Source organism: Acidaminococcus sp. CAG:542 (assembly GCF_000437815.1).
Lineage (GTDB): Bacteria > Bacillota > Negativicutes > Acidaminococcales > Acidaminococcaceae > Acidaminococcus.
The window spans coordinates 149,904-170,486 of the sequence record NZ_FR902088.1; the positions used below are offsets into that span (position 1 = coordinate 149,904).

Sequence of the window (20,583 nt, forward strand, 5' to 3'; positions counted from 1 at the left end):
TTTGGGCTGCCTGGCCGGCGGGTGCAGCCGGTCCCAGACGGCAGAAAGCAGCCAGACCGCCGGAGAAACGGAAGCGGCTTCGGAAACCAAGGCCCTGGCTCCCGGGGAGGGGGAACAGGGAGCAAGGGTGGAATTCGTCAACCGGGAACACAAAATGGAACGGGTCATATTCAGCGGAGGTTACCTGCGCAGCCTGCCGGAAGAAAAGCCGGAAACCATCCTCCGGCCGGCCCCGGAGGGAGCCCAGGGGATGATCTTCGGAAAACGGGAGATCAACGGACTGGAATGGGCCAAGGTGGCCACCCGGGACGGGGTCACCGGCTGGTATGCGGTGCCGGCCAAAGAAGGGGCCGGGCCCCGGGACAAACGGAATCCCCTGAAGATCACCAACGATGGGTATGAGACCACCTTTCCCCAGGTGACCGGCGGGGTGGCTCCTCAGGTCCAGGACCGGATCAACCAGGAACTGGGGAACTACCTGTCCGTGTACCGGCACATTACCGGCCCGGTGGAAAGCGAGCTCCAGTGTCAGGTCACCTACAACCGGCGGCAGATCCTGAGCCTGGTGTTCCAGGGGACCCCCATCCTGTACCGGAGCTATCCGGTGTCGGAAGTGAACAGCCTGGCCAGCTGGACCCGGCTGAAGAACTACGCTTATGTATCCTCCCTCCAGGGAGGGGCTGATCCCACTCTGCTGGTGGCCCGGATCACGGACCTCCACTATGCCCTGGTATTCGACCTGGCCACCGGCAGCCGGCTGACCCTGGACTATTTCCTGGGAGCCAACCGGCAGGAAGAGCTCCAGGAACGGCTGGCCGGACTGGGCGAAGGAGCCCGGCTCCAGAAGGATGATTTCTACATCACCACCCAGGGACGTCTGGTGGCCCTGGCCTCCGTCCCGGGCAAAGGACGGGTGGATCTGGATCTGTCGGATCTGGTGATCAGGGAGTTTTAGGGAGGTGCGGCGCACCTCCTGTCAGCTGTCAACGGTCAACGGCCGTTGGAAATCAATTTTGCCAATTGATTTTGAACCCTGAACCGTAGGGGCCGCACGCCGGGCGGCCCGCAAACACTACGGACAAACGGTGATTTGACGGGCGGCCGGGCCTGCCGCCCCTACAGAAACGATTTCCAGGGGCTGCTGAAGGCAGCCCCACAACAACGAGGTGAACAACATGAACAAAAAAGTGCATTTCCATACGAATCTGGGAGATTTTACCGCGGAGCTGTTTGAGGACAAGGCTCCCAAAACCGCCGGGAACTTCCGGGAACTGGTGGAGAAGGGATTCTATGACGGGGTCATCTTCCACCGGGTCATTGACGGCTTCATGATCCAGGGCGGGGATCCCACCGGCACCGGCATGGGCGGCCCGGGCTACACCATCGACGACGAATTCGGTCCCGGCCTGGCCCACAGCGGGGAAGGGATCCTGTCCATGGCCAATGCCGGCCCCAACACCGGAGGCAGCCAGTTCTTCATCACCCTGGATGCCACCCCCTGGCTGGACGGCCATCATGCGGTCTTCGGGAAAATCACCCAAGGGATGGATGTGGTCCATAAAATCGGCTCCACCCCCACGGATTTCGCCGACCGTCCCCTGAAGGACGTGGTGATGGAAAAGGTGGAAATCGTAACGGAATGACTGCCTACGTCTATATGGTGCGCTGTGCCAACGGCGCCCTGTATACCGGCTGGACCAACGACCTGGTCCACCGGCTGGCCATGCACCGCCGCGGGTCCGGGGCCAAATACACCCGGGCCTTCAAGGCGGTGGACCTGGCCTATTTTGAGGAACTGCCGGACAAAAGGACGGCCCTTCAGCGGGAATATGCCCTGAAACAACTGGCAAAAAAACAAAAAGAAGAGCTGGTCCGTCAATTTTCTCGAAAATCTTTGAAAATACCCTGAGTCGTCTGTACTCTCGCAATTCTTTTGCTTGTAAAAGTCCAGGGGTTATGCTAGAATGGAACACAGAAACAACGGACTTACTGAATGTTGAACTCACGCAGGTATCACATATAGTTGGATCGTTTTTCGCAATAATTTTTAGGAGGCCAAGTAAAGATGACTGGCAAAGTTAAATGGTTTAATGCTGAAAAGGGTTATGGTTTCATTGAACGGGAAGATGGCGGCGATGTATTCGTTCATTTCTCCGCAATCCAGGGTGAAGGCTTCAAAACTCTGGAAGAAGGCCAGGCTGTAGAATTCGACGTTGTCGAAGGCAACCGTGGTGAACAGGCTGCCAACGTTGTGAAACTGTAAGATATAGATATCTGCAAGAACAACAAGCGCAACAAAGAGGGGATATCGTGGAAACGGTATCTCCTTTTTTTCTGTTTGGGGAACAAATTGTAGGAAGGGAGTCGTGGATATGATCGGATACGGAATGGAGAAGAAAAAAGGGGTCATCAGCGGTGGCACGTCCGGCATCGGCCTGGCAGCAGCCCGGCTGCTGGTCCAGGACGGAGCCACAGTGTGGCTGGTGGGCCGGGATCCGGAACGGGGCCAAAAGGCGGTGGAGAGCCTCACAGGGCTGCCGGGAGAAGCCCTGTATCTCCAGGGAGATGTAAGCACCGTGGAAGGCTGCCGGAAAATCGCCGGGGAACTCCAGGCACAGCACCAGGAACTGGATTTTCTGGTGAACAGCGCCGGGATCTACCAGGAAAAGCCTTTCCAGGACGTAACGGAAGAGGATTATCAGCAGCTGATGGATGTGAATGTGAAGGGGACCATTTTCCTTACCCAGGCCCTGCTGGACCTTTTTGTCCAGGACGGTCCGTCCATTGTGAACATCGCTTCTGACGCGGCCCTGGAAGGAAATTACGGCTGCTGTCTGTACGCCGCTTCCAAAGGGGCGGTGGTGGCCTTTACCCGGTCTCTGGCCCTGGATCTGGCCCCCTGGATCCGGGTGAACTGCCTGTGCCCGGGGGATGTGGATACCCCTCTGGTGGAAAAGCAGCTGGCAGAAGGGGGCTATTCCCGGGAATCCATGGCTTCTGTATATCCCATGGGACGGATCGGAAAACCGGAGGAAGCGGCCCATATGATCTGTGCGGTGCTGTCCCCTATGAACGGCTTCATGACCGGCGCCATCATTTCCGTGGATGGCGGCCTGACCGCCAAATAAGGAGGCACCATGAACAATCACAAACTGACTTCTGCTGAATATCTTTTTGTGGGCTCCATGCTGTTCGGGATGCTGTTCGGAGCCGGGAACCTGATCTTCCCGGTGCACATGGGCCAATTGGCCGGTGCCCATTTCTGGAGCGCCAACATCGGCTTCATTGCCACCGGAGTGCTGATGCCCTTCCTGGCGCTCATTGCCTTCGGCCTTTCCGGCAGCGGCAGCCTGGAAGAACTGGCCGGAAACGTGCACCCTGTCTTTGCCCGGGTCTTTACAGTACTGCTGTATCTGACCATCGGGCCGGCCTTTGCCCTGCCCCGGACTGCCACCGTGTCCTACCAGATCGGGATCGTGCCCTTTGTAGGAGAGAACCAGACCCTGATCCTGGCCGGGTTTACCTTTCTGTTCATGGGAGTGGCCCTTTTGTTTTCCCTGAAGCCATCCAAACTGGTGGTGTACATCGGGAAATTCCTGAACCCGGTGTTCCTGGCTTTCCTGGCCATCCTGGTGGCAGTGGCCCTGGTCCATCCCATGGGGTCCATTGCCGGAAGCCTTCCCCAGGGAGACTATGTGGACCATGCTTTCCTTACCGGGTTCAAGGAAGGGTACAATACCATGGACGTACTGGCCATGCTGGCCTTTTCCGTGGTGGTGATCAATACCCTGAAGAATCTGGGCGTCCGGGATGTGGCCACCATTTCTGTGGATCTGCTGAAGGTAGGGGGCATTGTGGTGTTCCTTATGTCCCTGATCTATACTCTGATCACCTGGCTGGGCACCTCCAGCCTGGGACAGCTGGCGGTATCCGCCAACGGGGGCATTGCTCTGGCCCAGATCGCCCATGGCTATTTTGGACCGGTAGGAGGCATGCTGCTGGCGGCCATTGTGACCTTCGCCTGCCTGAAGACCGCCATCGGCCTGATCACTGCCTGCGCCAACACCTTCCAGGAACTGTTCCCCGGGACACTGGGCTACAAGGCTTACTGTGTGGTCTTTGCAGGGATTTCCTTCCTGATCGGGAATGTGGGGCTCACCCAGATCATTGTGCTGGCTGTGCCCATCCTCATGTTCCTGTATCCCATGGCCATTACCCTGATCCTGTCCTCCTTTGCCTCCGCTCTTTTGGGGAAGGACCGGCGGCTGTACCGGTGGCCCATGGTGCTGGCCGGTGTGGCGGCTTTTGGGGATGCCCTCAGCGTGCTGCCCAAAGGGCTCCAGGGGACGGCGCCGGTCCAGGCTTTGCTGGGCTGCTACCATCAGCTTCCCCTGTTTTCCCTGGGGATGAGCTGGCTGCTGCCCACCCTGGCGGCCCTGGCTGCAGCCGCAGCGGCCGTGAAGCTCTCCGGGGGAAAACAGTGAAATTTTGCGAAAATTGATGAAAAAGTGTATAATGAAAGAATGATGAATGATTGAATCCATTGAAGGAGGGATTTCCCATGAAAAAAATGATGATGGCCACTGCAGTGCTGAGCCTGCTGCCTTTGACCGTGGCCTGTGCTTCTCCCCTGGCCAAGATTGCTCCTGGCGCTGCAAAAGTCGATGCCAACGTCACGGTGGGCAATACTCTCAAATGGAAACAGCATGGAGAGACCAAAGACTTTGGAGGTGATTCCCGGTACCGGGTGGGGGGTACCATCGGGATCGCCGACAACCTGGGTCTGGATTACCGGTATGCAGCCCATGAAGGGGACCATGATGCTTCGGCCCAGTCCCATCAGGTAAGCCTGATCTATCAGTTCAATCCCTATCTGTACGGGTACGGGGGCTATGTGCGGAACCGGCTGAAACAGCATGGCTACCATGACAACAACAGTGGCTATCAGGTGGGGGCCATAGGCCGGCTGCCCATTACGGACAAGACCACCGGCTGGGCCAAGTTCGGCACCGGCAACAACATCACCCAATATGAACTGGGCGTGGGCTATGCATTCACCGACAACTGGGAAGCCAACGTCTCCTACAACGACAGCAAGTACAAAGATTTCAAAGGAGACATCGATGCCAAGACCCATGAAGTGAATGTGGGGGTATCGTACAAGTTTTAAAAAAAGGAGATGTCATGCGTCCTGTGTGACATCTCCTTTTTTCACATTTTCTCCACCGCATGGAGCAGCTGGGTCCTATTCTTTACCTGGAAACGCTGATAGAGCAGGCTCAGTTGTTTTTTTACGGTGATTTCCGCCACGTTCAGTTCTTGGGCGATTTCTTTGTTGGTCCGGCCTTCTTTCACCCGCCGGATCACCAGCTTTTCCCGGGCCGTGAAGGATGCCTCCTTCAACGGGCGGCCTTTGGCCGGAGTGAGGGAATAGGACAGGACCGCCTGCAGGAATGCGGCAAATTCCGGCTGCCGGGCGGCTTTCACCAGCAGGGGACCCAGCAGGGACTGGTGCTCCACAAAAGGCAGGTACAGTCTGTCTTTCAGGGCTTCAGCCAGGGTGGACCGGAGCAGGGCGGCCGCTTCTTCCCCAAGGCCCGTATGCTCCAGGGCCGCAATCTGGACAATGGCATCGTAGCACCGGCACATTTGGGAAGAAGTGGGAGCCGGGACGGCATCCTGGGGACGGGTGGAAAGGAGCAGCAGCTGGTATCTGCCCATGGTAAGCTGGAGACGGTGCCGGGTGGACTGGCGCATCCCCTGGAGGGAAGGATAATCCGGCAGGCTGTTCATCCGTTCCAGATGTTTTGCCAGGCTGGGAGAAGGCTGTTCCAAAAGGCTCTGGACGAAAATCCCCACCAGATCCAGGTCCGTCCGGGTCAGGGGGTCTGTAATCAGCTGGGACAGCTTCTGGTAATGCTTTTTCCAGCCCAGGAACTGTTCCTGGTCCTGCCGGATCAGGGCGATCCGGGGCATCAGGAACAGAGCGATGATGGCCCGCTGCTGTTCATCCAGGGTCCGGCAGGGAGCATCCAGAAAAGCCTGGAGCACTTCTTCGGCCGTGGACAGTTCCCCCTGGAGATAGGCCAGCTCCGCCGCCACTGTGGAACGCCACAGGGGACCGCTGACGCCCTGGAGGGCTTCTCCGCAGCCGTCATAGAGGGCCTGGAGCTGGCGGGTGTTCCGGGCCAGGCTGCCGGCCCGGCGGTAGTACAGCACCAGTTGACCTGAGACACCCCGGTGGATGCCTTGGAAATAATCCCGGGGCAGCCGGATACGGTGCTCCCGGCAATAGGTGAAGAACTGCCGGAAGGCCGGCTCCATGGCGCCCAGGTCCGGCAGGCTGTCCAGGGCCGTAAGGAAAAGGATCCGGGCTTGGTCTTCCGGGGTACAGGTCCAGGCATCGGGCAGGGAGGCCAGCAGGATTTCCCGTTCTTCCCGGGCGGTCTGAGGGGACTGGAGCAGGTTCAGGGCCAGGAGAATCAGGCCGCAGCCAGCAAAATGCCGGGCTTTTTCCTCCTGAGGGCATTTCCGGAGCAGCTGGATCAGCAGGGAGGGAGGCTGCTGGTATAAAATGGCAAGGCCCGCCTGTTCTACGGCCTGGAGGGCCTGGGGCCAGGCTTTTCCCCTGAGAGCCAGGGCAAGGGCCTGGGCAAAATCTCGGCTGCGGAGCTGCCACCGGGCGGCCTGGAGACAGGCTTTCTTCTGCCAGTTCCAGGCTTCACACTGGAACTGGCTCTGGAGATATTCCTGGAACACCGGATGGAAGGCAAAGGTCCCCTGGAAAGGCTCGTAGGTCAGGAAGGGGCTGCGCTTCCAGTGTTCTTCCAGCCGGGCCAGGGTGTCCGGGTGGGGGCAGAGGAATTCCGCCTGGGCCCGGGAAAAACGGGGGAACAGGGAAAGAATCAGGCAGACCTGCTGTTCTTCCCGGGAAAGGGGATGGAACAGTTTCCGGATCAGCTGGTACATCAGTTCCTTGTCGTGGGGGGTGAACAGGTCCGGATCCGCCGTCTTCAGCTTCCGGAAGTTCCGGATTCCCTGGCTGATGGCAAACAGCTCGTTTTCCCGGACGGCCTCATAGGCCATGGAATGGTTCAGATAGGTGATTTCCCAGCGGCCGGCGGCGTTTTTCCGGAAACAGAAGGCACAGCGCTGGTAGCCCTGGAGATACATTTTGTAGGAGGGATCCGTTTCCACCAGGGAAGACACCTGGACCAGCCACAGTCCCTCTGCCAGAGGACGCACCAGGGACCGTTCCTGGCTCTGCCGGCAGGGAATCAGCTGATCCTGGCCCTTCCGGAAAATGGCGGCAACCCTGTCCCGGCCTTCCGCCTCCATTTCCTGCCCGGCCCCCAGCCAGATCACATCAGGAGCCAGATGGGCCAGCAGAGGATCCGGATCCGTTTTTTCAAAATAGGCATGGAGGATGGTGCGGGCCAGCTGGAGCAGTTCCTGTTCGATGGCTGTCATGGGAATTCCTCCTTTCAGGGATACAGAGGACCGCCCCTGGGATAAAAGGACGGAATAAACTGTTAATTTATATTATAAGGGAGAATCAGGAAAAATGTCTACATTTCCTGACAAAAGCAGGGGTATACCTTGCTTCCGGGGACGGCAGTTGTTATAATAATCATGTTATGCGGTTGTAGCTCAGTTGGATAGAGCATCTGCCTCCTAAGCAGAGGGTCGCGCGTTCGACTCGCGCCAATCGCACCATATGATAAAAAAAGCTGCCGCAAGGCAGCTTTTTTATTTCGCCACCGGCGTGGTCATCTTATAGGGATCCAGGACTCTGTCCAGCTGGGTGTCGCTGAGGTAATGGCGGCTCCGGGCCAGTTCCACCACCGGGATGTTCTTGGCCAGGGATTCCTTGGCCAGCTTGGCGGCTTTTACGTAGCCGATGTAGGGGCTCAGGGCCGTTACGATGCCGGCGCTCATTTTCAGCAGGTGCTGGCAGTGTTCCCGGTTGGCGGTGATCCCTTCCACACAGTTGATCCGCAAGGTGTCCGCCGCTTCCCGGAGCATGTCGATGCTCTGGAACAGGGAATAGAAGATCACCGGTTCAAAGGCGTTCAGTTCCAGCTGTCCCGCCTCCACGGCCATGGCGATGCAAGTGTCGTTGCCCACCACCCGGAAGGCCACCTGGCTCACCACTTCCGGGATCACCGGGTTCACTTTCCCGGGCATAATGGAAGATCCGTTCTGCTTGGCAGGCAGGTTGATCTCTTCCAGGCCGGTCCGGGGACCGGAAGACATGAGCCGCAGGTCATTGGAAATCTTGGACAGGGCGATGGCACAGTCCTTCAGGCTGCCGGATACGGCGGCGAAACTGTCGATGTTCTGGGTGGCATCGATCAGGTCCGCGGCCTGGGTAAAAGAAAAGCCGGTCAGCCGGGAAAGATCTTCGGCAATATGGCGGGAGTAGGCAGGGGCTGCATTGACTCCGGTACCGATGGCGGTACCGCCCATATTGATTTCGGTCATTTCTCTGGCTGCCGACTGGATCCGTCTGAGCCCTCTGTCCAGGGCGGTGGCATAGGCTTTGAATTCCTGGCCCAGGCGGATGGGCACTGCGTCCTGGAGCTGGGTCCGGCCCATTTTCAGGATCGGGTCGAATTCCACTCCTTTTTGGGCAAAGGCCTCTTTCAGGGCTTTCAGGCTTTTGTACAGGTCTTCCAGCAGGAAAAGGGCGGTCAGTTTCCCGGCGGTGGGGATCACGTCATTGGTGGACTGGCCCCGGTTCACATCATCGTTGGGATGGACCAGGGTGTAATCTCCCTTTTCCCCGCCTAAAATCTCGATGGCGATGTTGGCGATCACTTCATTGGCATTCATGTTCAGGGAGGTGCCGGCGCCGCCCTGGATGGGATCCTGGATGAACTGGTCCTGGTATTTCCCTTCCAGGAGCTGATCGCAGGCGGCCACAATGGCATCTGCGGTTTTGGGAGTTAGGGTGCCTGCCTGCCGGTTAGCCAGGGCGCAGGCTTTTTTGATGTACGCCAGGCTGCGGATCATGACGGGATGAGTGGACTGACCGGTGATGTGGAAGTTCTCATGGGCACGGAGAGACTGCACCCCATAATAGGCGTCCCGGGGGACGTACTTCTTGCCGATAGAATCACTTTCCAAACGTTCGAGTTTTTGCTCACTCATTGCCTGTTTCCTCCTTGGAAATCAATTTATGGTCCCATTATAAACCTTTTTCTCGAACAATCAAGCATAAATTCTTCATAGCGTTCTAAAAATATTGAACGGCAATGTAAAACTCAATGACGTATGTTCGATAAAATTTGAATTCGTACAGAAGAATTGTCAGCTAATTAAGTAAAAACAAGTCAGATTTTACAGTAAACATCTTCCCTTCCGGCCGTTGATACTATATACTATTAATATTGTGTGTTGCGGAACGTCTTGTATTTGCAGTGTAGTTGGGGGGAGTCATGAATATTGTCATGGAATTGGCGCTGATTTTCGGCGTCTGTCTGATCGGCATCGGCATTGCGGAGCTGCTGCCCTTTACGGTACCCTACAGTGTGATCAGTCTGCTGGTGCTGACTTTTCTGCTGTACCGGAAAATCCTGAAACCGGAGCAGATCAAAGATGCCGGCGGGTTCTTCATCCGGAATATGGGTATTTTTTTCGTCCCGGCGGTGGTGGGGACCCTGGAATATGTGGAAACCCTGAAAAACTATCTGATCCCCTTCCTGGTGATCACCCTGGTGACCACGCCTCTGGTGTATTTCATTACCGGCTGGAGTGTCCAGATTTGTTTGAAACTGTGGAGAAAGAAAGGAGCCTCCCATGCCTGATGCATTTACCCGTACCCCGTTTTTCGGCCTGACCCTGATCTTCATTTGCTGGGTCCTGGGGGTGAAACTCCAGAAAAAGACCGGCTGGCTCCTGTGCAACCCGGTGCTCACGTCAGCCCTGATGATCGTGGTGATCCTGACGGTCACCGGGGTGCCCCTGAAGCATTTCAATATGGGCGGGTCGGTGATCACCATGCTCCTGGGACCGGCCACGGCGGTGCTGGCCCTGAATATTTATCAGCAGCGGAAGGTACTCCAGGAGAACTTCCTGCCCATCCTGGTGGGCTGCACCATCGGCAGCCTGGGGAGCATCATTGCGGCTCTGGCCCTGTGCCATCTGTTCGGGACCAATTCCGTCTTTTCCGCCTCCATGCTGCCCAAAAGCGTCACCACGGCCATTGCCCTGGGGATTTCGGAAAACGGCGGGGGCATCCCGGGCATCACCGCAGGAGCGGTGGTGATCACCGGCATCGAAGGGGCGGTATTGGCTCCCTTCCTGTGCAAACTGTTCCACATTACGGATCCGGTGGCGGAAGGGGTGGCCATCGGTGCCTGCAGCCACGCTGTAGGCACCAGCAAGGCCCTGGAAATCGGCAAGATCCAGGGTGCCATGAGTTCCATATCCCTGTGTGTGTGCGGGATCATAACCACGGCACTGGCGCTGTTTTTTATGTGAAAAAGGGGGTGTGAAAAAATTCACACCCCCTTTTTCCTATTGCCAACTCCGAAGATTTTCGATAAAATAAAAATTAATATACAGTATATCTGTATAAAATATCGATGATAAGTTGCTGTATTGTACAAAGGAGAAACCCATGGAGCAGCAAAACAAACAAATCCAGGAAGCGGTGGAAAGCTTCCGGCAGGACATGCTGGATTTTTGGAAGGATCTGATCAACTTCCAGGCCGGCAGCAAGGAAAAAGAACGGATGGAGACCCTGATGGAAAAGGTGTCTGCCTATCTCCAGAAGCTGGGACTGGAAAGCGAACTGGTGGAAACCGGGGCGGTCCCCCTGATCCGGGCCTGGTCAGGGAAAGAACGGGCCGGCCAGCCCATCCTCCTGAGCGGACACCTGGATACGGTGTTCCCCAACGGCAGCTACCCGGAAAATCCCTTCACCATCAAGGAAGGAAAGGCCTATGGCCCCGGGGTCTGCGACATGAAGGGGGGGATTGTCATGGCGGTCTATCTGGCCAAAGTGCTGGAAAAGATCGGCTATGACCGGCATCCCATCAAACTGCTTTTCGTCCCCGATGAGGAAATCACCCACCAGGGGTCCCGGGCGGACAAGCTGCTGGCGGAAGAAGCCAAGGGCTGCCTGTGCGCCTTAAACTTGGAAACCGGCCGGATGGACAACTGCCTCACCGTAGGCCGAAAAGGCTGCATGGATGTGTGGATCACCGTCCACGGGAAGGCCGGCCATGTGGGCAATGCCTACACCAAATCCGCCAACGCCATTGAAGAAATGGCCCACAAAATCGTGGCCCTCCGGGCTCTTACGGACCTGGACAAAGGCCGGATCGTCAGCACGGACATCATTTCCGGGGGCACGGCCTCCAATGCGGTGCCGGATACCTGCCGGATCGAAGTGGACTGCCGGTACGATTACAATGAGGACAAGGAAAAACTCCAGGAAGCCATCCGGGCCATCTGCGCCGAGACCCATGTGGCCGGCACCCGGACAGAAGTGGAATTCCCGGCCTTCATGCCCGTCTTTGAACGGACCGAAGGCAATGACCACCTGCTGGCCCTGGTGAACCAGGCGGCTGCGGAATTCGGGATCCCGGCCTTCGGGGCGGCTCATCCCGGGGGCTGTTCCGATGCCTCTTTCATGGCCCAGGCGGGAATTCCCATCTTGGATTCCGTGGGGGTCCAGGGGGATGGAGCCCATACCCTCCAGGAATATGCCATCGTTGAAACCATGTTTGAACGGACCATGCTGCTGGCCGCAGCCATCTGCCGTCTGTAACTGCTGTAAAGGGGAGTTGTTATGACAGAAAACAAACAGGACACCGTCCAGAAACCGGTGAACAAAAAAGTATCGGTACCCAGCCCGATCATTATCATCTTCTTTATCCTGATCCTTACCGCCATTGCCACCTATCTGATCCCGGCCGGGATCTTTGACCGGGTGAAGGATGCGGCCAGCGGCCGTATGGTGGTGGATCCCAACACCTTCCATTTCATCGCCAAGCATCCTGCCGGCTTCTTCGACGTGTTCAAGGCCGTGCCCCGGGGCGTCAAAGGGGCCAGCGGCATTGTGGGCTTCCTGATGATCATCGGGGGAGCTTTGAACGTAATGGCGGCCACCGGGGCCATCAACGGGGCTCTGGGCCATGTGGTCACCAAGGTGAAGGGTCGGGAAATGCTGCTGATCCCGGTGCTGCTCACCATTATGACCTGTCTCAGCACCTTTGCCGGCTGCAGCGAGGAATACATCGCCTTTGTGCCCCTGATCATGGCTGTATGCTATGCCCTGGGGTTTGACTCCATTGTGGCGGTGGCCATGCCTCTGGCCGCTGTGAGCGGGGGCTACGGAGCCGGGGTGACCAACGCCTTTACCGTAGGGGTGGCCCAGAGCATTTCCGGCCTGCCCATGTTCTCCGGTATCCAGGTCCGGGTGGCCATGCTGGTGGTGCTGATTGTGATCAATGTGGTGTATACCATGTGGTATGCCCGGAAGATCAAGAAGAATCCGGAAAGCAGCTACATGTACGATTATGACCAGATCTACCGTCCCCAGATGGACTTGAGTGCCTATGAAGGGGATAATGTGCTCATGACCGGCCGTCAGAAGATCATCATGGGCGGCTTTGTGGTCACCGTGGCCGCCATCCTGGTGGGGGTCATCAAATACGGCTTCTACATGGATGAACTGGCCGCCCTGTTCCTGATGATGGCGGTGTTCGCCGGCATTGTGGGACGGCTCAGCGTCAACGACTTTGCCAACGCCTTCATCGGCGGAGTGAAGAACATGGCCATGCCCTGCATGATGGTTTCCCTGTGCAAAGGGGTGACCCTGCTCATGGGGGACAGCAAGATCCTGGATACCATTATCTACTACCTGGCGGCCGGGCTGAATGTATTCCCTCATTCTCTGCTGGGCTTCGGCATGTTCATCGTCCAGGACGTGTTCAACCTGGTGGTGCCTTCCGGCTCCGGCCAGGCAGCCATCACCATGCCCATTATGGCCCCGCTGGCGGACCTGGTGGGACTCACCCGGCAGACCGCCGTCCTGGCCTTCCAGATGGGGGACGCCTTCACCAACATGATCACCCCGGCCAGCGGCACCACCATGACTGTGCTCACCGTAGCCGGTGTGCCTCTCCGGCGCTGGTGGAAGTTTGCCTTCCCTCTTTTGGGGCTGGAATGGATCTTTGCCTTCGTGGTGATGTGGTACGCTTCCGCTACCCATCTGGGACCCTTCTGATGGACGTATGGATGTCCGCGTATTGAGGACTTGAAAAAAACTTGTTGACAAATTTTCTCAAAAGCGTATAATAAAGCCCATAACAAAACATCAGACAGTGTTGAATGGGAAAAGTACTTGTCCAGTCTCACATTCCAGAGAACCTGCCGCTTGGTGCGAGGCAGGATGCTGAGAGGAGAAGGAAAATCACCCAGGAGCTGCCCGCTGAAAGATTCCAAGTAAGTGGGGCCGGCTGACAGCCGTTATTCTGTCCGGCATTGGAAGGGAAATCCGGAGATGCTAGTAAAGAGGTCGCAGCAGCGACAACAAGAGTGGTACCGCAGAGCACAGCGCTTTGTCTCTTACAGGAGACAAAGCGCTTTTCTTTTTCTCCCAGGGAAGCCATCAGCCGTTTGATTTTTGCAGAAAACATTTTTTGGAGGGGTAAAACATGAATCTGTTGACAAAAGTAAGTGGCTTTGTAGGGAAAAATCTCACCTGGCTGGTGCTGGCTACCATCGTGGGCGGCTATTTTGTTCCGGGGGCCTTTTCCTGGTCCGTCCATTACACTGTATGGCTCCTGGGTGTGGTGATGTTCGGCATGGGCATGACCCTCCATCTGTCCGATTTCAAACTGGTGCTCCAGCGGCCCAAGGAAGTCCTGGCCGGTACGGTGTGCCACTACACCATCATGCCTCTGGTGGCCTTTGCTCTCACCAAGGTGTTCCATCTGAGCCCGGATCTGGCGGTGGGCATGGTGCTCCTGGGTTCCTGCCCCAGCGGCACCGCTTCCAATGTGATGAGCTTCCTGGCCAAAGGGGATGTGCCTCTGGCCGTATCCGTCACCACTGTTTCCACCCTGCTGGCTCCTGTGATGATGCCCTTCCTGGTATGGGCCCTGGCCGGTGAATATGTGAATGTTTCCTTTGTTTCCATGGCTCTCACGGTGATGAAAGTGATCCTGGTGCCTCTGGTGCTGGGGCTCCTGGTCCACAAAGCCGTAGGGGAAAAGTTCCTGGCCCAGATCCAGAAAGTGCTGGTGCTGCTGTCCGCTTTTGCGGTGCTGTCCATCCTGGGCGGCGTGGTGGCTGTGAACGGAGCCAAGATCGTGGCCCTGGGTGCCTTTGTGGTGGTGCTGGTGCTGCTCCACAACCTGGTGGGCTTCGGCATGGGATATTTTATCACCGGGAAACTGGGTATGGGCAAACCCCAACAGCATTCCGTGACCCTGGAAGTGGGGATGCAGAATGACGCCCTGGCCCTGTCCATCTGTGCCGTGTATTTCGCTCCTGCCGTGGCCATCCCGGCTGCTGTAGGCGCCGCCGTCCATCAGATCACCGGTTCCTTCCTGGCCGGCCTCTTCGCCCGGAACATGGACCGGTACGAAGCCAGAAAAGCCGCCAAAAAAGCAGCGGTGGCAGTGGGGGACTGAGTTAAAGGGAGTGCTGCACGTTCTGTGCAGCACTCCCTTTTTTTTTTTATGCTATAATATTCCCGTATCAGAAAGGCGGGAAATCGTATGTTGAAGAAAATCATGCTCCTTGGCTGCCTGCTGGCCCTTTTTCTGGGAGCCGGGTGCGGCAAAGAGACCAATAAAACAGAACAGGTCCATGTGGCTTCTTATCCGGGCTGGGTGGAAATCCAGGCCGGGGATCAGGGATCCTTTGCGGTGCCTCCGGAAATGATCCTCCAGAGCCAGGAAACCCGGGATGAACTGCTGAAAGCTCCGGACCTGGATCCGCTCTTGAAAAAATGGCTGGAAGCGGACCAGGAAGTGGTGAAGAGCCCCGGGTCCGTCATCGTCCAGAGCGGGAAACTGGATCCGGTGCCCTGGAATACCGATGAACACCTGGTGTGGGTGGAATTCAAGACCGTGGCCAGCCCGGAAAAAATGCCCCGGTACGGCCAGAACATCGGCCTGAAAGGGGACCAAATCAAAGAATTCGGGGACATTACCCAAAAAAGCATCCAGGGGATCTACACCAAGATGCTGCCGGAAGGCTATTCCCTGAGATTCACCAACTGGCAGCCCATGGCCAGCAATATCGTGAACGGAGTGGAAAGCCTCCATACCAGCTATGACATGGAAGTGCTCCAAAAGGGACAGCACCTGATGACCTTCCACGCGGAACGGTGGACTCTGTTCAACCTGGACCGAGTCCATACCCTGACAGTGGTGTGGAACAAGGCGGATGACGGCTACTGGAAAGAAGACACCCACAAGCTCACCAACATCATCAACACCTTGAAGATCACCCCCAGCAAGGGGAAATAGGGGGATGTGAGGCTTTGTCAACGGTCAGCTGACGATCCAATTCCCTCTTGCACGCCTCCATTCTCATAAATTATAATGATTCTAAATGATGTGGTTTTGTTTTGCATTTTACCGGAAAGAAGGGGTTTGTATGACGGAAATCCGTGATATTGGCTTTATCGGTACGGGCATTATGGGAAAATCCATGCTGCGGAATCTGGGAAAGGCGGGCTATACCATGCACTGCTATGCCCGGCATCCGGAAAAAGTGGCGGATCTGAAGGCAGAAGGGGTCACCCTCCATCCTTCCATCTCCGATCTGGCCGGTGCCTGCCAGTGCCTGATCACCATTGTGGGATTTCCCCGGGATGTGGAAGAAGTCTATCTGGCTCCCGGGGCTCTTATGGACAGCGCCCGGCCCGGCAGCTTCCTCATTGACATGACCACCACCAGTCCCACCCTGGCCCGGAAACTGTATGAAGAAGGGACTAAACGGGGCTTCCATGTGCTGGATGCACCGGTGACCGGCGGGGATACCGGCGCCCGGAACGGCACCCTGTCCATCCTGGTGGGCGGAAAAAAGGAAGATTTCGATGTTCTCCAGCCGGTGTTCCAGGGCATGGGTACCAACATCAACTACATGGGAGAAGCGGGGATGGGCCAGCACGCCAAAATGGCCAACCAGATCATGATCGCCGGTGCCTTGTCCGGGGTCTGCGAAGCCCTCCGGTACGCCCAGGCCAACGGCCTTGATCTGGAAACCCTGTTGAAGGCAGTGTCCACCGGGGCGGCGGGCAGTGCCCAACTGAACGCCTTCGGGCCCAAGATCATCCAGGGAGACTATGCTCCCGGCTTCTTCCTGAAGCATTTCATCAAGGACATGGGCCTGGCGGAAGAAGAAGCGGAAAAGAAGGAACTGAAGCTGCCGGTGCTCCACCAGGTGCTGAAGGAATACCGTTCCCTGGCCAAGGAAGGGAAGGGGGACCTGGGGACCCAGGCTCTGTTCACCTATTATGAAAAAAGTAATGGATAAAACTGATTTTTGACGTTTTTCCGGATGAAAACGGATATACTGAAAGAAATCATCCCTGACAGGCATCAGGGCATCACAAGTTATCAGAATAAAAAAAATCATCAGGAAAGGACGGGATTGTATGAGCAGCAAGAAATGGCTGGCCGCGGCAGCGGCTCTGCTGGCCTGCGGAACCCTCCTCCTGGCCGGCTGCGGCGGGGGAGACAAAAAGGCGGCGGATGGGAAGAAAGGGGTATCCGGGAATGTAATGGTCTACACCTCCATGTATCCGGATATCGTCAATTCCATGTGCAAACCGAAAGTCCAGAAAGCCTTCCCGGATCTGAAAGTCAGCTGGTTCCAGGGCGGAACGGAAAAGATCAAGACCAAGATCGCCGGGGAAGTAAAGGCCAACAAGATCAGCGACGATGTGCTGATGGTGGCGGATCCTTCCTATTACATCTATCTGAAGGAAAAAGGTCTGCTGCTGGATTCTAAATCTCCGGAAACCAAGCATCACATCATGGAAGTGGACAAGGATGGGGCCTGGGCTGCCGTCCGGGTGTGCAACATGATCATCGCCTACAACAAGGACAAACTGAAACCGGAAGATGTGCCCACCAGCTGGCAGGACCTGACCAACCCCAAGTACAAGGGGCGCATCGCCATGCCCAACCCCCTGCTGTCCGGTACCGCCTATGTGGCCGTAGGGACCCTGGCGGACAAGTTCGGCTGGGAATACTTTGATGCCCTGAAAGCCAACGGCCTCCGGGTGGAAGAAGGGAACAGCGCCATCCAGAACAAGCTCCTGACCGGGGAATACATGGCCGCCATCATCCTGGAAGAAAACATCCTGAAGCTCCAGCAGACCAAGAAGGAACCCCTGGAAGTGGTCTATCCCAAGGAAGGCTGCATCCTGATTTCTTCCCCCATCGGGATCTTCAAGGCCACCAAGAACCCGGAAGGGGCCAAAGCCCTCACCGACTGGTGGCTGAGCAAGGAAGGCCAGGCGGCGGTAACAGCCGGCTGGATGCATTCCGTGCGGGATGATGTGGAAAAACCCAAAGGGGCCAAGTACAGTCTGAAGGAACTGCTGAAGAACGCTCTGAAAGTGGATTGGGAAAAACTCACCCGGGACGAATCCAAAATCAAGGAAGAATTCCGGTCCAGAGTCATGGATGCCTGATCCGGCGTGTTGCGGGACATGATGCCCAAGTATGCCTGGAGACAAAAGGAGTCAGGGTCGGGAATCCAGCCCTGGCTCCTTTCCTGCCTCATTGTGTCCAAAGGAGTGTATGGTGAAAAAGTGGAATTTGCCTCGAATCGACAGTAAGTTTGCGGTCATTGCCCTTACCGTCCTGGCTCTGCTGTATTTTATCGTGCTGCCTCTGGCGGTACTGATCTGGGACAGCGTGATGGTGGAGGGGACCTTTGACCTGAGCAATTATGCAGCGGTGTACAGTCAGAAAGTGAACCTGAAAGCCCTGCGGAACACCGTGGAGATTTCCCTTCTGGTGATGCTGCTCAGCGTGCTGATCACCTTCCCTCTGGCCTGGCTCATTGGCCGGACGGACCTGCCGGGACGGAAAAAGTTCCGGACCATCCTGGTGGCCAGCTACATGATCCCACCCTATGTGGGAGCCATTGCCTGGACCCAGCTGCTGAACCCGGATGTGGGCTATCTGAACCAGCTGCTGAAAACCCTGTTTTCCCTGTCCCAGGCGCCTTTCAACATCTATACCCGGGGCGGGATGATCTGGGTCCTGACCTTATTCTATTCTCCCTTTGCCTTCATTACCATTTCCCGGGCCATGGAAAAAATGGATCCTACCCTGGAGGAGGCTTCCCGGATCGCCGGGGCGTCCCCTCTCAAGGCTCTGTGGGATGTGACCCTGCCTCTTATGGCCCCCAGCATCCTGGCCGGGGGACTCCTGGTGTTCATCGGTGCCGGTTCCTGTTTCGGGATCCCGGCCATAGTGGGGATGCCCGGGAACATCGAAGTGCTCACCACCCGGATCGTATCCTTCGTGTACATGGGGGATGACCAGGGAATCCGGGATGCCACCACCCTGGCGGTTTCTCTGATGTTTCTGGCCAACGGGCTGCTGTTTTTCATGAGCTGGCTCATGGGCCGGAAGGACTACACCACCATCAGCGGCAAAAGCACCCGTCCGGTATTGGTGGAACTGGGCCGGTGGAAAGGTCTGGCCACCTTCTTTGTGGGGCTGTACGCCTTCCTTTCCGTGATCCTGCCCCTGGGGTCCATTGTGATGACCTCCTTTATGGTCAGCATGTCCAAGGGCATCCGGCTGGACAATTTTGGCATCGACGCCTGGATCCCGGTGCTGGAAAACAGCCAGTACCTGGACTGCATCTGGCGGTCCCTGGGCTATGCCTTCATTTCCGCCTGTGTGGGTACCCTGCTGGCCCTGTTTGTGGCCTACCTGTCCGTGAAGACCCGGGTGCCCGGACGGTCCCTGCCGGATATCCTGGTGATGGTGGGAGGCAGCACTCCCAGTGTGGTCATCGCCCTGGCCCTGATCATCTTCTTTTCCGGAAACTATGGGCTGAACCTGTATTCCAGCATGTGGATTCTGATTGTCAGCTATCTGGTGAAATACATGACCATGAGTGTCCGGACCATTGCCGCTTCCCTGAGCCAGGTCTCCAGCAGTCTGGAAGAGGCGGGGCTCAACGCCGGGGCCGACTGGCTGCGGGTGTGCCGGGACATTATCATGCCCCTGATCGCCCCCTCCATTGTGGCCGGCTGGTTCCTGATCTTCATGCCCAGTTTTTATGAACTGACCATGTCCAACCTGCTCTACGGCAGCGACACCCAGACCATCGGGGTGCTGCTGTACGAGCTCCAGACCTATGCGGATACCCAGAATGCCTCGGTGCTGTCGGTGATCATCCTGGTGATCGTCATGGTGGGGAACCTGATCCTGAACAAGGTATCCAAGGGCAACATTGCCATTTAACGAGGAGGACTATTGTGGCGCAAGTAAAATTGGAACATCTCTATAAACGGTTTGGCACCGTAACCGCCGTGGGGGATTTCAACCTGGAGGTGGCGGACGGGGAATTCATTTCCTTCCTGGGACCTTCCGGATGCGGTAAATCCACCACCCTGCGGATGATCGCCGGTTTTGAACGGCCTACGGAAGGGAGTATCCTGCTGGGGGATACGGTGGTGAGCAGTGCGGAATCCCATGTGTTCGTACCCCCGGAAAAGCGGAACATCGGCATGGTGTTCCAGTCCTATGCGGTGTGGCCCCATATGACCGTGGCGGAAAACGTGGCCTATCCCCTGAAGATTCAGAAGGTCCCCAAAGAGGAACGGGACAAACGGGTGGCCGAGGCTCTTTCCATGGTCCATCTGGACAAGTACGGGGAACGGTATCCCAGCCAGCTGTCCGGAGGCCAGCAGCAGCGGGTGGCTCTGGCCCGGGCTCTGATCGCCCAGCCGGGTCTGCTGCTTCTGGACGAACCGCTGTCCAACCTGGATGCCAAACTCCGGGAAAGCATGCGGTTCGAAATCTCCTCCCTCCAGAAACGGCTGGGGATCACGGTGATCTATGTGACCCACGACCAGTCGGAAGCCATGACCATGAGTGACCGGATCGTGGTGATGAACGGAGGCGTGGTCCAGCAGGTGGGACGGCCTTATGAAGTGTATACCCATCCGGTGAACCGGATGGTGGCGGATTTCATCGGCCTGGTGAATTTCCTGCCTGGGGAAGTCCGGGAGGAACGGGTATTTGTCCAGGGAACCCAGGTGTCCTTTCCCAATAAAACGGGGCTGCCGGAAGGGCCGGCGGTGATCGGGGTCCGTCCGGAAAACATCACCCTGTCCAAAACCGGTGGGATGCTCCAGGGAACGGTGAAGCACCGGTTTTACATGGGAGATGCGGTGGATTACCGGATCCAGGTGGGAGACCATGTCCTCCGGGTGATGACCCACGGCAGCGCCTATCATCAGTGGGCCGATGGGGAACCCCTGTATCTGGATCTGGAAGACGTGATCCTCCTGAACAACGAGAAGAGCAATTATGTGATTACGTGAAAGAGGGGGTGTTGCACGTTTCGTGCAACACC

The 20,583-nt window shown here is 57.0% G+C and carries 19 protein-coding genes, 1 tRNA gene and 1 other annotated feature; of the genes, 18 read left to right on the forward strand and 2 right to left on the reverse strand.

From position 1 onward, the window contains the following. The 7 genes from QVO43_RS07925 to QVO43_RS07955 all read left to right on the forward strand — a co-directional run. Nucleotides 1-955 (forward strand): hypothetical protein (locus QVO43_RS07925; protein WP_288174770.1); only part of this gene is annotated, 955 nt, incomplete at its 5' end. A gap of 220 nt (nt 956-1,175) precedes the next feature. After that, entirely contained in the window at nt 1,176-1,643 is a 468-nt protein-coding gene (locus tag QVO43_RS07930) for a peptidylprolyl isomerase (RefSeq protein WP_022487996.1), read from the forward strand. Further along, nucleotides 1,640-1,909, forward strand: a complete 270-nt coding sequence (locus tag QVO43_RS07935) for a GIY-YIG nuclease family protein (protein WP_022487997.1) — start codon at nt 1,640-1,642, stop codon at nt 1,907-1,909. Before QVO43_RS07930 ends, QVO43_RS07935 begins: the two co-directional genes overlap by 4 nt. A 156-nt stretch (nt 1,910-2,065) precedes the next feature. Then, nucleotides 2,066-2,263, forward strand: a complete 198-nt coding sequence (locus tag QVO43_RS07940) for a cold shock domain-containing protein (protein ID WP_009015310.1) — start codon at nt 2,066-2,068, stop codon at nt 2,261-2,263. Between the two features lie 109 nt (nt 2,264-2,372). Beyond that, a complete protein-coding gene (locus tag QVO43_RS07945) occupies nt 2,373-3,128 on the forward strand; it encodes an SDR family NAD(P)-dependent oxidoreductase (protein ID WP_022487998.1) in 756 nt (251 codons plus the stop codon). Between the two features lie 9 nt (nt 3,129-3,137). Next, nucleotides 3,138-4,484, forward strand: a complete 1,347-nt coding sequence (gene brnQ / locus QVO43_RS07950) for a branched-chain amino acid transport system II carrier protein (RefSeq protein ID WP_022487999.1) — start codon at nt 3,138-3,140, stop codon at nt 4,482-4,484. Nucleotides 4,485-4,561: 77 nt separating this feature from the next. After that, the gene (locus tag QVO43_RS07955) at nt 4,562-5,170 is read left to right on the forward strand and encodes a porin family protein (RefSeq protein WP_022488000.1); all 609 of its coding nucleotides are present in this window, start codon (nt 4,562-4,564) and stop codon (nt 5,168-5,170) included. Nucleotides 5,171-5,211: 41 nt separating this feature from the next. On the opposite strand, the gene QVO43_RS07960 is transcribed toward QVO43_RS07955, so the two are convergent. Further along, the gene (locus QVO43_RS07960) at nt 5,212-7,470 is read right to left on the reverse strand and encodes a LuxR C-terminal-related transcriptional regulator (RefSeq protein WP_022488001.1); all 2,259 of its coding nucleotides are present in this window, start codon (nt 7,468-7,470) and stop codon (nt 5,212-5,214) included. A gap of 169 nt (nt 7,471-7,639) precedes the next feature. Between QVO43_RS07960 and QVO43_RS07965 the strand changes: the two genes are divergently transcribed. Then, nucleotides 7,640-7,716, forward strand: a tRNA-Arg gene (locus tag QVO43_RS07965). A 33-nt stretch (nt 7,717-7,749) separates the two neighbouring features. On the opposite strand, the gene QVO43_RS07970 is transcribed toward QVO43_RS07965, so the two are convergent. Next, a complete protein-coding gene (locus QVO43_RS07970) occupies nt 7,750-9,153 on the reverse strand; it encodes an aspartate ammonia-lyase (protein WP_022488002.1) in 1,404 nt (467 codons plus the stop codon). A 287-nt stretch (nt 9,154-9,440) separates the two neighbouring features. On the opposite strand from QVO43_RS07970, the gene QVO43_RS07975 reads away from it, so the two are divergent. The 10 genes from QVO43_RS07975 (at nt 9,441) to QVO43_RS08020 (ending at nt 20,551) form a co-directional block, all read left to right on the forward strand. Further along, complete coding sequence (locus tag QVO43_RS07975; protein ID WP_154487563.1) at nt 9,441-9,809, forward strand: CidA/LrgA family protein; 369 nt, start codon at nt 9,441-9,443, stop codon at nt 9,807-9,809. Then, complete coding sequence (locus tag QVO43_RS07980) at nt 9,802-10,485, forward strand: LrgB family protein (protein ID WP_022488004.1); 684 nt, start codon at nt 9,802-9,804, stop codon at nt 10,483-10,485. The genes QVO43_RS07975 and QVO43_RS07980 overlap by 8 nt, the downstream gene beginning before the upstream one ends. Nucleotides 10,486-10,624: 139 nt before the next feature. Further along, nucleotides 10,625-11,779, forward strand: a complete 1,155-nt coding sequence (locus QVO43_RS07985) for a M20 family metallopeptidase (RefSeq protein WP_022488005.1) — start codon at nt 10,625-10,627, stop codon at nt 11,777-11,779. A 21-nt stretch (nt 11,780-11,800) separates the two neighbouring features. Then, nucleotides 11,801-13,240: a YfcC family protein gene (locus QVO43_RS07990; RefSeq protein ID WP_022488006.1), complete on the forward strand. Its 1,440-nt coding sequence runs from the start codon at nt 11,801-11,803 to the stop codon at nt 13,238-13,240. Nucleotides 13,241-13,331: 91 nt separating this feature from the next. Continuing rightward, nucleotides 13,332-13,585 (forward strand) — a binding site (T-box leader). A gap of 85 nt (nt 13,586-13,670) precedes the next feature. After that, nucleotides 13,671-14,651, forward strand: a complete 981-nt coding sequence (locus QVO43_RS07995; protein ID WP_022488007.1) for a bile acid:sodium symporter family protein — start codon at nt 13,671-13,673, stop codon at nt 14,649-14,651. A gap of 87 nt (nt 14,652-14,738) precedes the next feature. Continuing rightward, the gene (locus tag QVO43_RS08000) at nt 14,739-15,494 is read left to right on the forward strand and encodes a hypothetical protein (RefSeq protein WP_022488008.1); all 756 of its coding nucleotides are present in this window, start codon (nt 14,739-14,741) and stop codon (nt 15,492-15,494) included. Between the two features lie 130 nt (nt 15,495-15,624). Next, a complete protein-coding gene (locus QVO43_RS08005; protein WP_022488009.1) occupies nt 15,625-16,506 on the forward strand; it encodes an NAD(P)-dependent oxidoreductase in 882 nt (293 codons plus the stop codon). A gap of 121 nt (nt 16,507-16,627) precedes the next feature. Further along, nucleotides 16,628-17,671: an ABC transporter substrate-binding protein gene (locus QVO43_RS08010; protein ID WP_022488010.1), complete on the forward strand. Its 1,044-nt coding sequence runs from the start codon at nt 16,628-16,630 to the stop codon at nt 17,669-17,671. 109 nt (nt 17,672-17,780) lie between these two features. Then, the gene (locus QVO43_RS08015; protein WP_154487575.1) at nt 17,781-19,466 is read left to right on the forward strand and encodes an ABC transporter permease; all 1,686 of its coding nucleotides are present in this window, start codon (nt 17,781-17,783) and stop codon (nt 19,464-19,466) included. A 14-nt stretch (nt 19,467-19,480) separates the two neighbouring features. Continuing rightward, a complete protein-coding gene (locus QVO43_RS08020; protein ID WP_022488012.1) occupies nt 19,481-20,551 on the forward strand; it encodes an ABC transporter ATP-binding protein in 1,071 nt (356 codons plus the stop codon). The last annotated feature ends 32 nt before the right edge of the window (nt 20,552-20,583 follow it).

What these genes read in the sequence shown, in the direction of transcription:
- QVO43_RS07930 (WP_022487996.1), top strand. Translation starts at nt 1,176, where the DNA reads ATGAACAAAAAAGTGCATTTCCATACGAATCTGGGAGATTTTACCGCG.
- QVO43_RS07935 (WP_022487997.1), top strand. Translation starts at nt 1,640, where the DNA reads ATGACTGCCTACGTCTATATGGTGCGCTGTGCCAACGGCGCCCTGTAT.
- QVO43_RS07940 (WP_009015310.1), top strand. Translation starts at nt 2,066, where the DNA reads ATGACTGGCAAAGTTAAATGGTTTAATGCTGAAAAGGGTTATGGTTTC.
- QVO43_RS07945 (WP_022487998.1), top strand. Translation starts at nt 2,373, where the DNA reads ATGATCGGATACGGAATGGAGAAGAAAAAAGGGGTCATCAGCGGTGGC.
- brnQ (WP_022487999.1), top strand. Translation starts at nt 3,138, where the DNA reads ATGAACAATCACAAACTGACTTCTGCTGAATATCTTTTTGTGGGCTCC.
- QVO43_RS07955 (WP_022488000.1), top strand. Translation starts at nt 4,562, where the DNA reads ATGAAAAAAATGATGATGGCCACTGCAGTGCTGAGCCTGCTGCCTTTG.
- QVO43_RS07960 (WP_022488001.1), bottom strand. Translation starts at nt 7,470, where the DNA reads ATGACAGCCATCGAACAGGAACTGCTCCAGCTGGCCCGCACCATCCTC.
- QVO43_RS07970 (WP_022488002.1), bottom strand. Translation starts at nt 9,153, where the DNA reads ATGAGTGAGCAAAAACTCGAACGTTTGGAAAGTGATTCTATCGGCAAG.
- QVO43_RS07975 (WP_154487563.1), top strand. Translation starts at nt 9,441, where the DNA reads ATGAATATTGTCATGGAATTGGCGCTGATTTTCGGCGTCTGTCTGATC.
- QVO43_RS07980 (WP_022488004.1), top strand. Translation starts at nt 9,802, where the DNA reads ATGCCTGATGCATTTACCCGTACCCCGTTTTTCGGCCTGACCCTGATC.
- QVO43_RS07985 (WP_022488005.1), top strand. Translation starts at nt 10,625, where the DNA reads ATGGAGCAGCAAAACAAACAAATCCAGGAAGCGGTGGAAAGCTTCCGG.
- QVO43_RS07990 (WP_022488006.1), top strand. Translation starts at nt 11,801, where the DNA reads ATGACAGAAAACAAACAGGACACCGTCCAGAAACCGGTGAACAAAAAA.
- QVO43_RS07995 (WP_022488007.1), top strand. Translation starts at nt 13,671, where the DNA reads ATGAATCTGTTGACAAAAGTAAGTGGCTTTGTAGGGAAAAATCTCACC.
- QVO43_RS08000 (WP_022488008.1), top strand. Translation starts at nt 14,739, where the DNA reads ATGTTGAAGAAAATCATGCTCCTTGGCTGCCTGCTGGCCCTTTTTCTG.
- QVO43_RS08005 (WP_022488009.1), top strand. Translation starts at nt 15,625, where the DNA reads ATGACGGAAATCCGTGATATTGGCTTTATCGGTACGGGCATTATGGGA.
- QVO43_RS08010 (WP_022488010.1), top strand. Translation starts at nt 16,628, where the DNA reads ATGAGCAGCAAGAAATGGCTGGCCGCGGCAGCGGCTCTGCTGGCCTGC.
- QVO43_RS08015 (WP_154487575.1), top strand. Translation starts at nt 17,781, where the DNA reads ATGGTGAAAAAGTGGAATTTGCCTCGAATCGACAGTAAGTTTGCGGTC.